We start from the raw sequence: 17,683 nt of genomic DNA, 5'->3' as shown, positions 1-17,683 counted from the left end.
TTTACCTACACTTGAAGGTAGTTTCTCTGAATATTCTCCACTCATGCTTTTCTCCTTTCTTGTATTTCAGATAACGTCTTATTCCCGAACTTCGCCAATCCTTCCCCTTCCGCGGATTCCTGAACTTCACATAACCCGCACGATTTGGCGTATTCCCGAACTCCCCATCTTTCTCCCGATCAAGACTCCCATCGATCCAAAGGGCTTTGAATACGGCCGATATCGCGCTTGCTCACATGGGTGTAACGTTCGGTCGTTCGCACGCTCTGATGGCCGAGCAGCTCCTGGATATACCGCAGATCGATTCCGTTCTCCAGCAGGTGGGTCGCAAAAGAATGCCGCAGCGAATGAATGCTCACCTGCTTGGCGATGCCCGCCTGGGCCAATGCTTTTTCGAATACCTTCTGAGCGGAGCGCTCGGTCAGGTGCCTGCCTTCCCGCTGCCCGGGAAACAACCATTCTTCCGGATGTTCTTCCTGCACGTAGCGTTCCAAGGCAGCGACTGCCGCTTCGGAGAGCAGCGTTTGACGGTCTTTGCGCCCTTTTCCCTGTCTCACCTTCACGACATTCCGCTCTCGATCGCAGTCTTGCGGTCGCAGGCGTACGACTTCGCTCACCCGCAGACCGGAGGTATACGTCAGATACAGCATGGCTCGGTGCTTGGGATTGTCCAAGCTTTTCAGCAGCCGGGCGACTTCCCCAAGAGACAGGATATCCGGCAGTTTGTTTTCTTTTTTGGGACGAATATAACTGTTGGCTGCCGACCGTTTGAGCACATGGCGAAAATAAAACTTGAGCGCACTGATCGCCTGATTGACATAAGCGTGCGAGAGACCTTTATCCAGCAGCGCCAGCGCATACTTCTGCACAGCCGCGTCATTGATCTCCGTTTCCGATTCAGCCATGCCGGCGAAGAAGCGCCGGGTTTGTGAAACGTAGGCTTTGATCGTCCGGCTGCTGTATCCTCTCGCTCTAAGCGCATCCCGCAGTTCGGCGCAGCGCTTCGTATTCCACCAAATCGATTCTCCGGGGTCCAGTACCTTCTGCTCCTGCTCATCATGCTGCATAGCTTTGACGGCTAGCTCGGGATCTTCCCGTGTGAGAGATTCGTCGCAGTTGAACCGACTATCCGGGTAGGCTTCAAACAGCTTCCCGATAGCCGAGAGCGTATAAGGAATCGTCCAGACTTTCTCTTCCGGCTGCCATTTTCTCCCCGGAACCGATCGGATCCCTGTCAGCTCGTCCGGCCCGTACCGCTGCAGCTTCACCCCGAGTACCCGTTCATCCCGATACAACAGCTCAATCTTCATTCAGCTTGCCCCCTCAGTTTATCATTCGCTGGAAAATTTGGAAATGTGAATTTATGCATCAAAAAAGGACCTCAAGAGGGTATCCATCTTAAGGTCCCGATGCTTTCGGAACGTGTAGCATTCTGAATCCTGTCACTCTTTTACCGCCAAGGCTTTCGGGTTTCACCCCGCACGGCGAACCTGCCGCGCTTCTTCCGGCGTCGCATAAGCGCGTCCCGCCTGGATCTCTTTTTTTAAATACGATTCGAATACAAAAGTCCCGATCGGCAGCACGGACGCGACAAGCGCCCAGAACAACTTGGTCATGCCCCATTTGAGCGCGATGAACGCGTGGAACGATGCCAGAATGTAGAGCACGAACAGCGCGCCGTGCGCCGCTCCCACGATCGTCACGGCCATATCGACGCCTGCGGCGTACTTCAGCGGCATCGCCACGAGAAGCAGCAGCAGAAACGAGACCCCTTCCATATACCCGATCACTTTGAATCTTCCGAGCACGGTCTTCAGCATGTCAGCCTCCTTCGAATGGTGAAGGCGTTTGCGTAAACGGCGGTAAAGCTTCACCGATACGCTTGCGCAAACGTCCTAAAAGGTTGGTTCCTTCTCCATTCTAACGGATGTTCCGCCTACTTCTCAAATTTGAAACGATCCATATGTCGAGGTAGAAATATGGCGTTTATGACTCGGCGTCGTTCACCCGTCCGTATTCACAAGCAGCACGCCTGCGGCGAGAGTCCATACGATTCCTGTTCCGGCTGCCGCAACTATGGCGATTTGCAGCTTTTTACTGTTCATGTTGGGTACCGCCTCCCGCCTGATTACGAATAGGTCTGCTGAATAAACGCGCTTTGTCCTTGTTACGTTCGGCGGTCCGGCCTTTTTTTACCGATCGTTTAATCCTTTGCCCTCCATAATCCGCGGCGCGTGCTTGTCGATTCTCGCTTCCCGGGTCTTGGACTGCTTGGGTTCGGCAAAATGCAGCAGATACGCGCGTTGGCGGCCCGGGGTTAGCGCTTCGAACGCCGTCTTCAGCTCGGGAGTGCCGTCGAAGCGAACTTGAAGTTCCAGGGAAATCGCGTACTCTTCGCTTGGCTTCCGCTCGACCTTGAGGCCGGCCCGCTCGATCTCGATCGCTTCGCGAATATACGCCCGAATCCGCTCTTCCTGCTGCTCGATCTCTTCCAGATTACGAAAACGCAGCTGGCGGCCCGCCTGCACTTTCTGCGTCTGCTGGATCAGCATGAGCTCGTTATCCTGCAGCAGGGCGCCTTTGATGAACAGCAGCGCGCAGTATTCCTTGAACCCGTGGATCAACACGACATTGCCGCCTTCGATCGTGTAGCAGGGCTGCCCCCACTTCAGTTCTTCTTTCATTTCGCTGTCCAGCGCCAGACTTCTCAGCTTCACGAACTCTTCGCGCCAAGCTTCGGAACGTTCCAGAAAAGCGTCGACTTTGGGATGGGTTTGCGGATCGCTCATGCGTGATCATCCTCCGTTTTATACCGAATAACAGCTGCTTCCATTATACAGGATCTCTTCTCTCCTCCGCCGCGTGTTCCTGCAAAAATGGTTCCTCGTCCGAGTGACGGAAAAGGGTTGTCTCTCGCAGGAGGTTCGTTTATGATGGCGGAGTCAAAAGCTTTACCCGATGGCGGAAGCGGATCGGAATTTTTGACGAAGCGAGGGGATCTAATCTATGCGATTATGGAAAAGAAAACACACGGAACACCCCGACCCCCTGCAGCGAATCCGGGAAAAGCTCGCGCAGGCTGCCCGCCAGGATAACCTTCTCCAGATCTTCGGCGCAAGCCGCCACAAGTATATCCTGCACGAGCCTATCTCCCCCGCGGCGGTCGAAGCCTTCGAGCAAAAGCATGGGATTGCGCTGCCTCAAGAATTGACGGATTTCCTGACGGCAGTCGGCAGCGGAGGAGCCGGTCCGTATCATGGCCTGTACACGCTTGAACAGATGGAGCAGAAATCGGCCCGACTGGCGGAACCCTGTATCCTGCGCCCGGATTTTACCGAGGAAGAATGGTGGGAGCTGGAAGCATTATACGAAAAGCAGGCGGAAGAAGCCAACGAAGGATGCGAAGCGGGCGGAGAACGGATGTTTCAGGGAACGCTGTGTATCGGGACGCAGGGCTGGACGCACGATACGGTGCTGATTCTCAACGGACCGTACCGCGGCAGGATTGTGTATATAGACCGCGATGAACAGAGACCTTTTTTTGCGTACGAGAAGAACTTCCTGAATTGGTACGAACGCTGGCTCGACGAACTGATCGCAGGGCGCAGCGTCGAACGCTTCGGCAGGCTGCCCGGCGGCAGCGAACAGGAACTACTGGCGTTGTTCGACGAAACGGACGATGACCAGCTGCGGCTTGAAGCCCTTCGCGGACTGTTCAAGATCCCGGCGCTCGGACCGGGTACGACGGCGCGGCTGCGCCATATTTTTCGGGAAACGGAGCCGTACACGCCGCTTGCCCTTGTGACGCTGCAGCATCTCGCCAAGGCCGATTACCCTTATGTGGAGAATGATCTGCTGGATGTTCTGCACAACAGTCCGCGTTCGGAAGAGCGCCAGGTGGCGGCTCGGCTGCTCCAGACCTACATGCCGACCGAGACGCTGCGAAAAAAAGTTCCCGATCTGACAAAGCTGCTGCACCAAGAGAACGATCACGGCGTGGTTCACTCTCTGCTGATGCTGATCCAAGCAGCGGGAGCGATCGATAGCGACGCGCTTCTGGAGCGGCGCAGCCCGATCAAGCCCGATTGAGCCAGGCAGAAGCGGCCGCAGCCGTCGATACCGATACCGGTGCCCAGGGATTGTCTTTGCTGAAGCGCAGGCCCACGGGGAGCCCGAACCTTGTGACCCGAAGCCAAGCGAAGATGGTCCCGATGTGGCGGATTTATTCAGAATGACGTTGCAAGAAAATAATTTTCTATTATAATTGGTTATATATAAAAATATTTTTCATGAAAAGCGGCCTATTTATCCGTTCGAGTGCCGCTTGCCGAAGGAGTGCTGTCATGTCCGCTACGCTGCTGCTGATTCAAGAAGGCCTGGACCGCTTCTCTCCCCAGGAGAAACGGTTGGCCGATTATATTCTGGAACAACCCGAACAGGTTCAGCGTCTCGGAATTACGGAGCTTGCCGCCGCCTGCGGAATCAGTCCGGCGACCGTGACCCGTTTTTGCAAATCGCTGCGTTTCAAAGGATTCCCCGATTTCAAAATGCGCCTGGTCGGCGAACTGTCGCGTCCGTCCGAAGCGGCGACGTATCAGGATATCGTCGCCGGACGGCCGCTGCAGGAAATCGCGCGCGCGATCGAAGCCAACCATCTCTCCTCGATCACCGACACGACCCGGCTGCTCGATCCCGAAGCGCTGGAACGGGCGGTTGCGGCGCTCGGCGGTGCCCGGCGGATCGACCTGTACGGGATGGGCACGTCGTCGATCGTCGCGCAGGATTTCTACCAGAAGCTGATCCGGATCGGCAAAAGCTGTACCGCGTTCGCCGATTCGCATATGCAGATTACCTCGGCGTCCACGCTGGGAGAAGGCGACGTGGCACTGGCCATTTCGTACTCCGGGGAGACGCCGGAGACGATCGCCGCACTTCGCTGCGCCAAAGACGCCGGAGCGCTCACCTTGTCGCTGACCCGCTACGGCACCAGCCCCCTGCCCGGTCTTGCGGATATTCCGCTGTTCACTTCGTCGCTGGAAGAAGGCGTGCGGCGCGGCGCGATGGCGTCCCGGATCGCCCAGCTGCACGTGATCGACATTCTGTTCACGGGCATGCTCAGCGAAGGTTTCGACGAATACGTCCCCATGCTGGAGCAGTCTTATCACAACGTCCGTCAGTATCTGAACCCATCCGGAGGTGCCAAATCATGAATTTGTTGACGTTCCGTACCGAAGAAGATCTGAACCGCGCAGGAGCCGGCTTGATCGCAAGTCTGCTGCAGGCAAGTCCCAAAGCCGTACTCGGCCTGGCCACCGGCAGTACGCCGATCGGCATCTACGGCGAGCTGGTCAAGCTGCATGACAGCGGCAGCGTGAGCTTCGCCAAAGCCCGCTCCTACAATCTCGACGAATACGTCGGGCTGTCCGGCGGCCATCCGGCTAGCTACCGCTGCTTCATGAACACGCATCTGTTCGACAAGATCGATATCGATCCCGCGAATACGCATGTACCGAACGGACTTGCCGTCGATCTGCAGCAGGAATGCGCCTATTACGACGCCATGATCGAAGACGACGGCATCGACCTCCAGCTGCTCGGACTTGGCCACAACGGGCATATCGGGTTCAACGAACCGGACGACGAACTGATTCCCGGCACGCATGCAGCCATGCTGCAGCAGCAGACGATCGAAGCGAACGCGCGCTTCTTTGATTCGATCGACGAGGTACCGAAGCAGGCGATCACCATGGGCGTCGCGGGTATCATGAAGGCGCGCCAGATCATGCTTGTCGTGCGCGGCGCGTCCAAAGCGGACATTGCCAAGCGCGCGCTGACCGGCCCGATCACGACCCGGTGTCCGGCTTCGCTGCTGCAGCTGCATCCGAATCTGGTCGTGCTGCTGGACGAGGCGGCGGGAGCGTGGACGAAATGAGCGGCGAACGACATGCTGACGACGAAAAAGTCGAACAGCTGGAACTGAATATCCAGCTGCCCGGCAGCGGCGATTCCGATCAGGCCGCTCCCCCCGAAGGAGTTTCTCCCGCGGCGATCCGCTTCGTGAACGCGCGGATCGTGACGCCGGGCGGCGTAATTGCCCGCGGCAGCTGCGTCGTGTCCGGTGGCCGCATCGTGTCGGTCCGGTCGGACGATGCGGCGGGTATCGGCGCGGAAGATAGCGCCGGGAAGAGCGTCGACATCCAGGTCGTCGACGCGAACCAAGGCTGGCTGCTGCCGGGCTTCGTGGACGTACACGTCCATGGAGGCATGGGCGCGGACTTCATGGACGCCGGGAAACCCGGCGTGCTGGAGACGATCGCCCGGTTCCACGGCTCGCACGGTTCGACGTCGATGCTGGCGACGACCATGACGGCGACGCACGACATGATCGACGACGTGCTCGAAGCCGTCTGGACCTACAGGCAGCGCAGCAAGATGCCGGGCGCGGCATCCGGCGCGAGCATCGAAGGGGTGCACCTCGAAGGGCCGTTTATCAGCCCGCAGTGGCCGGGGGCGCAGAACCCGGACCATATTGCCCTGCCGCGCACGGATTGGCTGGAAGACTGGGAAGCCCGCTATCCAGGTCTGATCCGCCAGCTGACGCTGGCGCCCGAGCGCGAAGGCGCTCTGGAGACGATCGCGTGGCTGCGCGCGAACGGCATTACGGCGGCGCTCGGGCACACCGACGCCATTTATGAAGAAGTGCTGGCGGCCGTAGGCGCCGGGCTGAACCATGCCGTGCACACGTTCAATGCGATGACGCCGCTGCACCATCGCAAGCCGGGCACGGCCGGTGCCGTACTGGGCACCGATGCGATTACGGCCGAAGTTATCGCGGACGGCATCCATGTCCATCCCGGCGCGATCGCGCTGCTCGCGAAGGTGAAAACCAAAGGCAATCTGGTGCTGGTCACCGATGCCATGTCCGCTGCCGGTCTTGGCGACGGCGATTACTTCCTCGGCGATCTGCCGGTCAAGGTCGAAGGCGGCGTGGCTCTCACGCAGGGCGGCGCGCTGGCAGGCAGCCGACTGACGATGGACGAAGGATTCCGCTTCCTCGTCCGCCAGGTGGGCCTGAGCATCGAGCGCGCTTCGCACGCGGCCAGCGCCGCACCGGCCCGGCAGGCCGGCATCTACGGCGAGACCGGCTCGATCGAGCCGGGCAAACGCGCCGATCTCGTGCTGCTGGACGAGGAACTGGAACTGCGCGGCGTGTGGGCCGCGGGACACAAGATCGGCTGAACAGGCGCCTCACAGACAGGAAAAGGCCGGACATTTTGTCCGGCCTCAACGTGTCGAGAAAGGTCTGCTTTCGAGTGAAGCGAGGAGGCGAAGGGAGAAATTCAGTGTAGGAGCGCCAGCGTTCGCCTTTGAAATCGGGAAAATTCCATTGAAATTTGATCGTTTTTTCCGATTTCAACACGCGACCGAAACGAATTTCTCCCGCAGCCGACAAGCTTTTCACACGAATGGGACTTTCTCGACAGCCTGAGGCCGGACATTTTGTCCGGCCTTTTTGTATGGAGCGTTCGCCTATAGACGGACGGCCTCTATCCGATCAGAAAGCGTGCCGCGTCACCGTAAACTGGAACACGACGCCAAACGGATCGCGCACCGCCCCGTAGCCGCTGCTGAACGAGTTGGCCGCAAGCGGCGCCAGGATCACGGTTCGTCCGTCGGCGGTGAGCCGGTCGTAAACGTGCCGGATCGAATCGGGATCTCGCGACTGGATACAGAGCGAGAACTCATTGCCCCGGCTCCAAGGGCGGGTCGAATCCTGCTCTTCTTCGGCGATCATGATCTTGTTGGCTCCGATCCGCAGCACGGAATGGGTAATCCAATTCTCCTGTCCCGCTTCGAATCGGAAGCTTGTATCCCGGCCCGCCATATCCGCATAACTGACTTTGAGCAGCACTTCGGCGCCCAGCGTCTGTTCATAAAAAGCAATCGCTTCCGCCGCCCGCCCATTCAGCGACAGAAACGGAATGACTTCCGTTTGAACGTCGGCGCTTGGGGTTTCGGAGCTGCGGCTGTTTTCGTTTTTTTCCATAATCGATTCCTCCTCGGATGTAGGTTACACTTAGAGCATAAACGGAAAAGGTGTCAGTTTATGAAACCTATCCGTAAAAAGAATCCCTACATTAAAAGGAGATTTCCCTTATGAGCAAAGCCGAACGCCTGAACCGCATGCAGCGCTACGCCTACCGTCGCCGCCAATTCACCCTGCGCGAGCTGATGGTCGAGTTCGGGATTTCCCGGAGCACGGCGCTGCGCGATATTCAATCGCTGGAAGAGCTGGGACTGCCGCTGTTTGCGCAGCACGGACGATTCGGCGGCTACCGGCTGCTGGATACCGCTTCGCTGCCGCCCGTATCGTTTACGAACGGCGAAGTGCTGTCGCTGTATATGGCCATGCAGGCGCTGCGCGGAAGGTCGGGCGAAGCTTTTCGCGTATCGTTCGCTTCGATCCGGGCCAAGTTTCTGGATGTGGTGTCCGAGGAACAGCGCAGACAGATCGAACGCTTCGAGCACCGGATCGCGTTCGATCCGCACGAATCCGCCGAGCCCGGCGATTATCTGGAAGAGCTGCTGCACGCCGCCGTCCGCGGCGAAGTGCTGGCGATCCGTTATGCTTCGCCCCGGGAGCCGCAGCAGGAGACGATGGATCCCGGAAGCCGTACTCCGAATCAGAAGCAGGCGGCGGATTCGGATCAGGCGATCGACGAACCAAGCCGTACGGAACGCGCGGAACCTTGGATCGAACGGCAGAACGCTTTTTCCGCCGCCGGAGAAGAACCTCCCGCTCCTCTGCCGCCCCACCGGCATTCCGCTTCCGATTCCGCCATCCGTCGTATCCAGCCGTTTGCCGTATACGCGGCGGACGGATTCTGGTACTGCCGGGCGTTTGATCTGGACAAAAACGGCTACCGCGTCTTCCGCTGCGACCGCATCCTCTCGGCGGAGCCGAGCGAGGACGAACCGATCGCGGAGCTGCAATCGTTCGATCTCCGCGATGCGCAGAGTCTGCGCCGTCCGTCGGACGATGCGATCGCGTTCCGCTGCCGGGTACAGCCGGAAGCCGCTGCCCGCCTGCGCCGACGTCTCTACCCCTCCATGACACTGACCGAAGAAAGCAGCGGCTTGATCCTCTCCGGTACTTACGAACCGCCGGAAACCAACTTTATCGTGACGTATCTGGCCGGATTCGGATCTTCGCTCAAGATTCTTGAACCGGCTCTGCTCCGCGAACGGCTCCGTGACCATTATCTGCGCTTGATCGACGAGCTGTGAGCGAAGACACCGGTATCGCTGCGCTCTAACGGATCGACAGAACCGTTAGAGCGCGATTTCGCACGTTTCTATATTTCTAACGGATTCAGACGACGCTTAGCCGAGGAAACCGGGTGATTTCTGCGGCTGTCGGCTGTCTTTTTCCTGCTAAGCGTCACCTTGATCCGTTAAAAAGCGGAACGCTTCTCAAATCCCCTTCTAACGGATATGGGATCCGTTAGAGAAATTCGGTGAGTCGGCGAGAGCAGCGAAGAAGCGCCGACCTCTACCGCACCTGGTTCTGGTTCTGGTTCTGCTCTGTTCCTGCTCCTGCTCCCGCTCTCCCCCATTCGCAGCAAAAAAGGCCGCCGGCACAATGCCGGCAGCCTTTTCAACACGATCCGAATGCTTGTCTCTTGGCGGACGCACCGGATTTTCTCTACGCCTCTAAATCTTGTCTTTCTCTTCCACCGCCATCGACCGGATATAGAACGCACCCAGCACCGAGCACAGCAGGAACGAGAAGAAAGCGATCGCCGCGGCCTGCTCGCGTTCCTGGAACACGCTGAACACCTGCTGCATGGAGACGCCCAGCATCTGCGGGGAATTGGCTCCGATCAGGAACGGTGCGGTGAACGAGCCGATCACGCCCATGAACACGAACGTGACGGCGACCAGGAACGTTTTGTACGACAGCGGGAAAATGAATTTCGTGAACAGCGTCAGGCGGCCTACGCCGACGTCTTTGGCGCTCTCGATCACGGATGACGGAATAGCGGACAAGGCGGAGCTGAGCAGCATCGTCGTAAACGGAATATTGAACCACAGATTCGCGATGATGATCCCTTTTTCGTCAAAAATGATCCGGGGCAGCTCCACGCCGATCACTTCCAGCATCCGCGACAGCCAGCCGTGGTTGCCGAGCAGATTGATCAGGCCGTAAGTTGCGATCACGCCGGGAATAAACAGCGGAATCATGTAGGTTCGGCGGATCAGGTCGACCACGGGTCCCTGGTTGAAGCGCATGTAGATCGCCAAGCTGTAGCTGACCAGCAGCACCAGCATGCAGGTAATAGCGGTTACGCGCAGCGTGAACAGGATATTGCCGCGCATGCCTTTGTCGGTGAACAGATACGCATAGCGGCTCAAGTCGTATCCGCCCGAGTCGTTGGTGAGGCTCATGATGAACGACTGGAAAATCGGAATAATGACGGTGAGGAGCAGGATGGCGAAGGAGGGGAGCACCATCGCCAGACCCAGCATCGACTGCCGGGTTTCTTTGCTCCATGTTTTTCCGGCCGCTTTGCGCGTACTCACGGCGTTCATTGCGCGGCGACGTCGCTCTGCCAGCGTTTGTTGATTTCCGTGCCGAGATCCCCGATGTTGAACGTGCGGAAGCCTTCGGAGACTCCGGCGAACTTATCCTGCATCTCCTGCGACATGTTGGACAGCTCGATTCCCGGGAAGCCGTTCATCTTGTCGACCACCACGGCCTGCGCTTCCGGCGAGAGTACGAAATCGATAAACGTGTAGATCGCTTCTTTCTTGTCCGATTCCTGGTTGACCATCAGGTAGGTCGGACCGCCGTTGAAGCCCGGCGTGATCTGCTGCATTTTGACCGTATCGGGGAGCAGCCCTTCGTTCAACTGCTGCAGCACCATGTCGGACCAGGCCGGAATCAGCGAGACTTCGCCGTTCATGAGCAAATCGAGCGTTCCCTGGTTCTTTTTCGGATAGATGCCCTGGCCGTAGACGTAAGGTCCGATTTCTTGGAGCGTCTTGAAGCCGGTCTCCCACTTCGCCATGATCGCGGGATCGGAATTGTGGATGTCTTCTTCCGGCAGATCCTTGTACACCATCGTCTGGACGAACGAACTGCCGGAACCTCCCGTGGACGGGTCGTTGTAGGCGAACTGTTCGGGATTGGCTTTGATCCAGTCCAGCAGCTCGTCCAATGTGGTCGGAGGCTGGGCGACTTTGCTGCTGTCGTAGGCCAGCACAACGGCGGAAGAACGGTACGGAGCCGCATACGTGTCGATGTCTTTCAGCACGTCGGGATTGACGTTGGCAAGATTCGGAACCTCTTTCTCGCTGAGCTGCGCCCAGACGCCGTCTTTGGTCCCCTGGGAGACATACGCGATACTGTCTTCGTACAGATCGATATCGCCCGAGCCTTTGCCCGCCTGTTTGGCGGCCATGATCCGGTCATACGTCGGTTCAGCGCCGGTACCGGACGGAATATAGACCATTTTCACATCGATTTCCGGATGCTCTTTCTCGAACATCGGCTCCAGCGAATCCCACAGATCTTTGACGTTCTGCGAACCGGTAAAGTAGAAATTGAACGAAGTTTTCTCGCCCGATGCCGCGGCGCCGCTCGCTTCGGCGGAGGCGCTTGCGTTCTCGCCGCCGCCCCCGTTTCCGCATCCGGCCAGCAAAGACATCGACACGCCCGCAACCGACAACAACGTGAACCAGGACCTCTTTTTCGTACGCATGAATAGGTTCCTCCTTAGTTTGCTTTCGCTTCGTCGACCGGGAACCCGGTCATTTGGGTAATCGAGACGCCAACTTCCTGACCCGGCTGCAGCCGCTGTACAACTTCCTTGCTCTGAAAAGCCCGAATGATGCCGAACTCCGCCAGCTCGACGGTGACTTCGGCGTAATGGCCCAGAATCATCACCTGTTTGACCTTTCCCGTCAGCGTTCCTTCCGTATCCGTCCGCTCGCGAAGCTGTACGTCTTCGGGCCGGACCGCCGCCGTCACTCTGCCGCGCAGATTCTTGACGTTCGGCAGCGCCAGACTTCCGAGGCGGATCTTCGCTCCGTCGGCCACCCCCTCCATGAAATTCATCTTGCCGATAAAACCGGCGACATATAGAGAAGCGGGCTCATCGTAAATCTGCTGCGGCTGGGCAATTTGTTCGATGCGCCCGTGATTCATCACGATAATGCGATCCGACAGCGACAGGGCTTCTTCCTGGTCGTGCGTGACGAAGACCATGGTCAGTCCCGTCTTCATCTGGATCTCCCGCAGCTCTTCGCGCATCTCGTGCCGCAGTTTGGCGTCCAGCGCCGAGAACGGCTCGTCGAGCAGCAGTACCGCCGGATTAAGCAGCAGCGACCGGGCCAACGCGACCCGCTGCTGCTGGCCGCCCGACAGTTCCGCGGGCACCTTTTTCTCGAAACCGGACAGCCGGACCAGCTTGAGCGCTTCGTCTACCGAGGCCCGGATCTCCGCTTTGGACTTTTTGCGGATCTTGAGACCGAACGCCAGATTCTCGTAGACCGACATATGCGACCACAAGTTGTAACTTTGGAACACCATCGAAGTCGGGCGTTTCTCGGGCGGAAGCTGGATCACGCTCCGGCCTTCGATCAGGATATCGCCGGAATCCGGCTCGAGAAATCCTCCGATGCTGCGCAGTACGGTCGTCTTGCCGCAGCCCGAAGGCCCAAGCAGCGTGACCAGTTCGCCTTTTTGAATATCGATATTGATCCCGCTGACGCCGTCACCGGTCTTGTAACGCTTGGACAATTCCCGTACGGACAACTGCATGCCTGTTCCTCCATTTCGCAATCTATTTCATTTGAAAACCGCTTGCCAGTACATCCGCGCTGACCAGCCGCTGCGCCGCGACCAGCAGAATGATCGTCGGCAGGGTCAGGATAATCGAGAACACGGCGCCGGCGCTGCTCGGAAAGTCGGAGATGATCGAATACATGACGATCGGCATCGTTTTGTAATCGGGAATGCCGACGAGGAACGTGCCCTGCGCTTCGTCGAGCGAGTTCAAGAACGTGAAGATCGAAGCCACGACGATTCCCGGCATCGCCATCGGCAGCGTAATGCTGCGAAACACCTTGAACGGGCTTGCTCCCACGTCGCGTGCCGACTCTTCCTGCGCCCGGTGCACATTGCGGAAAGCGGCGGTCGGAATCCAGGTCATGAACATCAGCACGTTAATCATGTGGATCAGCACAACGCCGAGCAGCGTGTTCATCAATCCGATCTTGTAGAACAGAACCGCGATCGAGACGTACAGCCCCATTTTGGGAAAAGCATTCGTCAGCAGAAACGAGAACAGGAACATCCGCTTCAGCGGGAACTGCAGTCTGGCGAACGCATAAGCGGCCGGGATACAGACGACAATGGACAGCACCGTGACAAGCGTCGCGATCAGGAACGACAGCGAGATCGACGAGACGATATCGTCTTTGGCCAATACGAACGTCCACCATTTGAATCCCCACTGCTGCGGCAGGACATTCGGGTAATTCCATTTTTCGCTGAAAGCCAGGACCAGCAGATTGACCAGCGGACCGGCGAAGAAGATCGCGAATACGGTCAGCAGCGCAAACTCGATGATTCGTCTTCGCCCTACGTGTTTCCAATACCAGAGCATGCCTCGTCTTCCTTTCTTGTGGTCGATTGACGGACAATCACTTCGCTTGCGTATTCGTTCAGCCGCGGCACATCCCCTTCTCCGCCGATCAGCCTGTCCAGAATCTTCACCGCGTCGCGTCCGATCCCGGCCGCGTCCACGCTGACCGTCGTCAGCGGCGGATGGTACATGGCGGCCAGTTCAATATTGTCGTAACCCATAACGGCAGCGTCTTCGGGGACGCGCACGCCGTGTTCCAGCAGCACCTTCATCGCGCCGAGCGCCAGCATATCGTTGGTGCTGAATACCGCCGTGCAGCCCTGCGCGCGAAACGCCCCGTAATGCTCTGTCATCAGACGGACGCCGGAATCGAAGCCCGACTCGGGGGATTCGACGACGGTGATTCCGTGTGCTGGGTCGGAAAGCGTCCGCGGCGAACGGTGGACAGGCAGCCCAAGCTGCTTGATCCGGTCGAGAAAACCTGCCAGCCGCAGCGAATGGCTGCGGTGTTCGCCCGGTCCCGCAAGAATGAACAGTCTGCGGTGGCCCCGTTCATACAGATGTTCGGCCGCCCTCGCTCCTCCGGCTTCATCGTTGCTCACCAGATGTACCACGTCCGGATCTTCCGTCGAGCCGTTCACCATGACATAGGGAATCTTGAAATTCTTGACGTAATCGATCACGTTCTTCTGCAGGCGGCTGATCAGAATCAGTCCGTCGACCCGCTGCTCCAGCATGTAATCGGTAGAGCGCAGCGACATTTCCCGGTCCGTCTTGAGAAAAATCGAGTAGCCCAGCTCTTCCGCGGCCATCAGAATCTCGTCGATGATACGGCCGTACAGGGTATGCGACACAATCGGCAGCTTGTCGCGGAACACGATCACGCCGATATTGTAGGTTCGCCGGGCGACCATCGCCCGGGCAACCGCGCTCGGCTTGTAGCGAAGTTCATCCACCGCCCGCAGCACACGCTCGCGGACTTCGGGACTGGCATAACCGTTGCCGGAAATGACCCGGGACGCGGTCGACTTGGAGACGCCGGCCAACTGCGCCAGCTCGCGCAGACTATGGTTCAGCTTGGTATTCAATCCGCTTCCGCCTCCGCCGTTTCCGATTCGCCCCGAACCGCGATCAGCTTATCGGGGTCGCGGGTCGTGATCGAATCGACGCCCCACTGCGCCAGGCGGCGCATATCTTCCGCTTCCGCCACCGTCCAGACGTACACGTCCAGTCCTTCGCTCCGCGCGGTATCCAGCAGTTCCGGCTGGACCGCCTGATACGGCACATTCAGCCCGAAGCAGCCGGCCGCTCTCGCTTCCCGGCAGGCCTGCCGAACAGCGTCTTCATACCGCAGACTGCGGAAGCTGTCGATATTCACGTTCAGCAGTTTCCGCAGCTTCGGCCCGATCCGGTTGGCCCGGATCGCCCGGTCGTATTCGCAGCCGCTGAGAAAGACCCGGTCTTCCATCTCCATCTGCTTCACCAGGGCAAATACCGGCTCCAGCGCTCCGTCCGTCTTGATATCGAGGTTCATGACTTTCCCCGCGGTACGCACCCAGGCCAGCACATCCGCAAGCAGCAGAAACGAAGTCGGCGAATCGGCTTCCAGTTCATCCAGCGTCAGCTCCGCAAGACTTCCCCGGCGTCCGCCCCTCAGCGGAACCTCGTCGTCGTGGGCCAGCACCAGCGTCCCGTCCCCGGTTACGCGAATATCGTCTTCGTACACATCGACCCCAAGCTTCAGCGCGGCGCACAGCGATTCGAGCGAGTGGGCGGGATGTTCCATGCAGCCCGTATGGGCGGTGATTAACGGAAAAGACTTCATCGACTGCCGCCTCCTTCTTTCTCCGAATCGAAGTAAACCGCATTGGTAAAAGCAATCCGCGTATACGCGCCTCGCACCGTTCCCCACAGTTCGGCGCGAAGCCAGATCCGAGGCGCGGCCGTGTCCGATCCCGGAAGCTCCGCTTCCCGTTCAAACCACAGGGAGCTCGCGTCTTCTTCATGTTCATGCTCATGTTCATGTTCCACCGGACGATTTCCCGCAAACGGCAGATCCAGATTCACTTCCTCGCCCAGATTGGAGCACAGTTTCAGTCTGAACATCTGCCCCGGAAGCGACCACAACCCGCTCCTAACCGTAAAGTCCAGCGACAGCTTGACCCGGACCGCCTCGTTCGTTTCCGGCACGGTGCCGCCTGTGCCCGGAAGAGCGGCCGGCACCGCCGAACCGACCGGCCAGGTCTTGCCGCCGGCTTCCAGCGTCATCGTCAGCAGCGGGCCGATCGTGACGCAGGCCCGCCCCTGCCCAAGCGCCCGGATCAGCCGGGCTTCGCGAAGCGATGCTTCGGCTTCCGTGCCTGCCTCCTGATCTCCGCTTGCCCCGGCTTCTTCTTCCGCTTCGCCGGACCGATCTTCGATCTCCAGATAAGTCACGGAGATCGGTTCGTCCGTGTCTTCCTGCGCATGCCAGTCCCGGCCCGAGACGGCTGCGATCCGATAGCCTTCGTTCAGCTTGGCCGTCCACAGCTTGAACGCTCTCCGGTTATCCGTCTGGATCGAAGGAAACGTCCCGGACCAGACTTCGATATAATCGACCGCGTTCCAGTCGCCGACTTCGTATTCCCAGAAGCAGCCGGTGCAGGCGGGACTTCCGATCCGAAACGGATGGGCCAATCCCGCAATCCCGCCGAGCCGATGCACTTCGGCAATGCCGCGGTCGATATCGCTTCGCCCGGCCTGCCGCCAATCGGCGAATTCGCTCATTCCGATCGTGACCATGTGGCCGTAGAAAGTCGTCCACTCCATCCCGGGAATGATCGTCAGTCCGAACTCGCGCTCGATCTCTTCTTTGCCGTCCAGGCCGGACATCGTATTGTGGTCGGTCAGCGCGATAGCGCCGAAGCCGAGCTTGACCGCCCCTTCGGCCAATTCCCGCAGCGTCTGTCTTCCGTCGCTGTGCAGGGTATGCGTATGCAGTTCGCAGGCGATCCAGGTCATGCCGATCCCTCCTTTTCCGCTGCCTGGATCCGCAGGCGGTAATCGCAGGTCGGCGTCACGATGCAGTGCAGACTGAGCGTTGCGATCCAGGCGCCCGCTTCGAGTTCCCCGCTCATCAGTCCGGGCGAGGCCGATTCCCGGGAGAGAAACAGTTCCTGCACCGGGTCGTGACGATGGCAGGCTCCCCGGTAGCCGTTCGGATCGTCCAGCGACAGCGTAATGAGATTCTTCAGAGGCAGATGCCGGTCGGCGCGGGCGATCGCCTGCTCCCGCTGCTCCGGCAGGATGTACAGCTCATAGCTTTCTTGCAGCAGATTCAGCGCCGCTTCCCGGTCTTCCAGAATCTTGGGTGCGTATTCGAGCCGGATCTGCAGCCGGTCTACGTTTGCTTGCAGTTCAAAAGGAATACGGATATGCGTCCGGGATTGTTCCGGTACCGCGCTTCCCTGGAGATCGAGCAGTTCCATAAGGTTGTACCGCCTTCCGGATCGTTTCTTGTGGGACCGTTCCCACATCACTTCCTCATCCTAAAGGGAAACAATCAGACTGGTATCAGCCTCGTGTTAATCTTCTGTAAATGGAAAAAAGGCCGATCTTCTATTAAAAGAAGACCGGCCTTGTGCGTTCAATTGTCAAACCCATACCCGATCCGCAGCTCTCTTCACAACAAAAAGACCCGTCTTTTGAAGGACAGGTCCTGCGCAGAAACGCTTTTACTTCGTTTCCACCAGATTGCGTGCGATTTCGGACTTCTTCATATCGTGCTCGACCTGTTCGTCGATATCGTAAGGATGATACATTTCGTTCTCGATCATATAATCGGCAATTTTCTGATGGGTCTTGATTGCCGTATCCAGCTGGGATTTCAGCACTTTGCGCACTTTCGGCGAAGCCGCTTCGGTGAGCGCTACCGCATACGAGCGCACCGCCGTTTTGGCGGACAGCAGCATATCCGTCGCGATCGCCATATCGTCCATCGGCGTTACGGCTTTGACCAGCGTTTCTTTTGTCATCGATTTTGGCGTAGTCAT

General features: G+C 58.5%; 18 protein-coding genes. 5 read left to right on the top strand and 13 right to left on the bottom strand.

Annotated elements, in window-relative coordinates; genetic code table 11:
- Positions 1 to 179: 179 nt before the first annotated feature.
- The 3 genes from xerA to HRQ60_RS07855 all read right to left on the bottom strand — a co-directional run bounded on the left by xerA (position 180) and on the right by HRQ60_RS07855 (position 2,789).
- A complete protein-coding gene (gene xerA / locus HRQ60_RS07865; RefSeq protein ID WP_172195103.1) occupies positions 180 to 1,310 on the bottom strand; it encodes a site-specific tyrosine recombinase/integron integrase in 1,131 nt (376 codons plus the stop codon).
- Between the two features lie 162 nt (positions 1,311 to 1,472).
- Entirely contained in the window at positions 1,473 to 1,820 is a 348-nt protein-coding gene (locus HRQ60_RS07860; RefSeq protein WP_172195102.1) for a DUF3817 domain-containing protein, read from the bottom strand.
- Between the two features lie 372 nt (positions 1,821 to 2,192).
- Entirely contained in the window at positions 2,193 to 2,789 is a 597-nt protein-coding gene (locus tag HRQ60_RS07855; RefSeq protein WP_172195101.1) for a YdeI/OmpD-associated family protein, read from the bottom strand.
- 217 nt (positions 2,790 to 3,006) lie between these two features.
- On the opposite strand from HRQ60_RS07855, the gene HRQ60_RS07850 reads away from it, so the two are divergent.
- From HRQ60_RS07850 to nagA, 4 genes are all read left to right on the top strand, one after another.
- A complete protein-coding gene (locus tag HRQ60_RS07850; RefSeq protein ID WP_172195100.1) occupies positions 3,007 to 4,089 on the top strand; it encodes an SMI1/KNR4 family protein in 1,083 nt (360 codons plus the stop codon).
- 254 nt (positions 4,090 to 4,343) lie between these two features.
- On the top strand, positions 4,344 to 5,210 hold the full coding sequence (locus HRQ60_RS07845) for a MurR/RpiR family transcriptional regulator (protein WP_172195099.1): 867 nt from the start codon (positions 4,344 to 4,346) through the stop codon (positions 5,208 to 5,210).
- Complete coding sequence (gene nagB, locus HRQ60_RS07840) at positions 5,207 to 5,932, top strand: glucosamine-6-phosphate deaminase (RefSeq protein WP_172195098.1); 726 nt, start codon at positions 5,207 to 5,209, stop codon at positions 5,930 to 5,932. The genes HRQ60_RS07845 and nagB overlap by 4 nt, the downstream gene beginning before the upstream one ends.
- Positions 5,929 to 7,239: an N-acetylglucosamine-6-phosphate deacetylase gene (gene nagA, locus HRQ60_RS07835; RefSeq protein ID WP_172195097.1), complete on the top strand. Its 1,311-nt coding sequence runs from the start codon at positions 5,929 to 5,931 to the stop codon at positions 7,237 to 7,239. Before nagB ends, nagA begins: the two co-directional genes overlap by 4 nt.
- Before the next feature lie 316 nt (positions 7,240 to 7,555).
- Here nagA and HRQ60_RS07830 read toward each other — a convergent pair whose 3' ends face one another.
- Positions 7,556 to 8,047, bottom strand: a complete 492-nt coding sequence (locus HRQ60_RS07830) for a VOC family protein (protein WP_172195096.1) — start codon at positions 8,045 to 8,047, stop codon at positions 7,556 to 7,558.
- Between the two features lie 110 nt (positions 8,048 to 8,157).
- Between HRQ60_RS07830 and HRQ60_RS07825 the strand changes: the two genes are divergently transcribed.
- Entirely contained in the window at positions 8,158 to 9,288 is a 1,131-nt protein-coding gene (locus HRQ60_RS07825; RefSeq protein WP_172195095.1) for a helix-turn-helix transcriptional regulator, read from the top strand.
- A gap of 426 nt (positions 9,289 to 9,714) precedes the next feature.
- Here HRQ60_RS07825 and HRQ60_RS07820 read toward each other — a convergent pair whose 3' ends face one another.
- The 9 genes from HRQ60_RS07820 to HRQ60_RS07780 all read right to left on the bottom strand — a co-directional run bounded on the left by HRQ60_RS07820 (position 9,715) and on the right by HRQ60_RS07780 (position 17,683).
- Positions 9,715 to 10,593 (bottom strand): ABC transporter permease, encoded by an 879-nt coding sequence (locus HRQ60_RS07820; RefSeq protein ID WP_246281213.1) that lies wholly within the window; start codon positions 10,591 to 10,593, stop codon positions 9,715 to 9,717.
- Positions 10,590 to 11,765, bottom strand: a complete 1,176-nt coding sequence (locus HRQ60_RS07815; protein ID WP_172195094.1) for an extracellular solute-binding protein — start codon at positions 11,763 to 11,765, stop codon at positions 10,590 to 10,592. Before HRQ60_RS07815 ends, HRQ60_RS07820 begins: the two co-directional genes overlap by 4 nt.
- A 14-nt stretch (positions 11,766 to 11,779) precedes the next feature.
- Positions 11,780 to 12,826: an ABC transporter ATP-binding protein gene (locus tag HRQ60_RS07810; protein WP_172195093.1), complete on the bottom strand. Its 1,047-nt coding sequence runs from the start codon at positions 12,824 to 12,826 to the stop codon at positions 11,780 to 11,782.
- A gap of 22 nt (positions 12,827 to 12,848) precedes the next feature.
- Entirely contained in the window at positions 12,849 to 13,673 is an 825-nt protein-coding gene (locus HRQ60_RS07805; protein WP_172195092.1) for an ABC transporter permease, read from the bottom strand.
- A complete protein-coding gene (locus HRQ60_RS07800) occupies positions 13,649 to 14,740 on the bottom strand; it encodes a LacI family DNA-binding transcriptional regulator (RefSeq protein ID WP_172195091.1) in 1,092 nt (363 codons plus the stop codon). The genes HRQ60_RS07805 and HRQ60_RS07800 overlap by 25 nt, the downstream gene beginning before the upstream one ends.
- Complete coding sequence (locus tag HRQ60_RS07795) at positions 14,737 to 15,477, bottom strand: glycerophosphodiester phosphodiesterase (RefSeq protein ID WP_172195090.1); 741 nt, start codon at positions 15,475 to 15,477, stop codon at positions 14,737 to 14,739. The genes HRQ60_RS07800 and HRQ60_RS07795 overlap by 4 nt, the downstream gene beginning before the upstream one ends.
- Positions 15,474 to 16,652 carry a CehA/McbA family metallohydrolase gene (locus tag HRQ60_RS07790; RefSeq protein ID WP_172195089.1) on the bottom strand — a complete coding sequence of 393 codons (1,179 nt, stop codon included), beginning with the start codon at positions 16,650 to 16,652 and terminating at the stop codon, positions 15,474 to 15,476. The genes HRQ60_RS07795 and HRQ60_RS07790 overlap by 4 nt, the downstream gene beginning before the upstream one ends.
- On the bottom strand, positions 16,649 to 17,119 hold the full coding sequence (locus HRQ60_RS07785; protein WP_172195088.1) for a hypothetical protein: 471 nt from the start codon (positions 17,117 to 17,119) through the stop codon (positions 16,649 to 16,651). Before HRQ60_RS07785 ends, HRQ60_RS07790 begins: the two co-directional genes overlap by 4 nt.
- Positions 17,120 to 17,365: 246 nt before the next feature.
- Positions 17,366 to 17,683, bottom strand: a complete 318-nt coding sequence (locus HRQ60_RS07780; RefSeq protein ID WP_172195087.1) for a spore coat protein — start codon at positions 17,681 to 17,683, stop codon at positions 17,366 to 17,368.

Source organism: Saccharibacillus qingshengii, assembly GCF_013185195.1.
Taxonomy (GTDB): Bacteria; Bacillota; Bacilli; order Paenibacillales; family Paenibacillaceae; genus Saccharibacillus; species Saccharibacillus qingshengii.
This window is presented reverse-complemented; position numbering and strand designations above follow the sequence as displayed.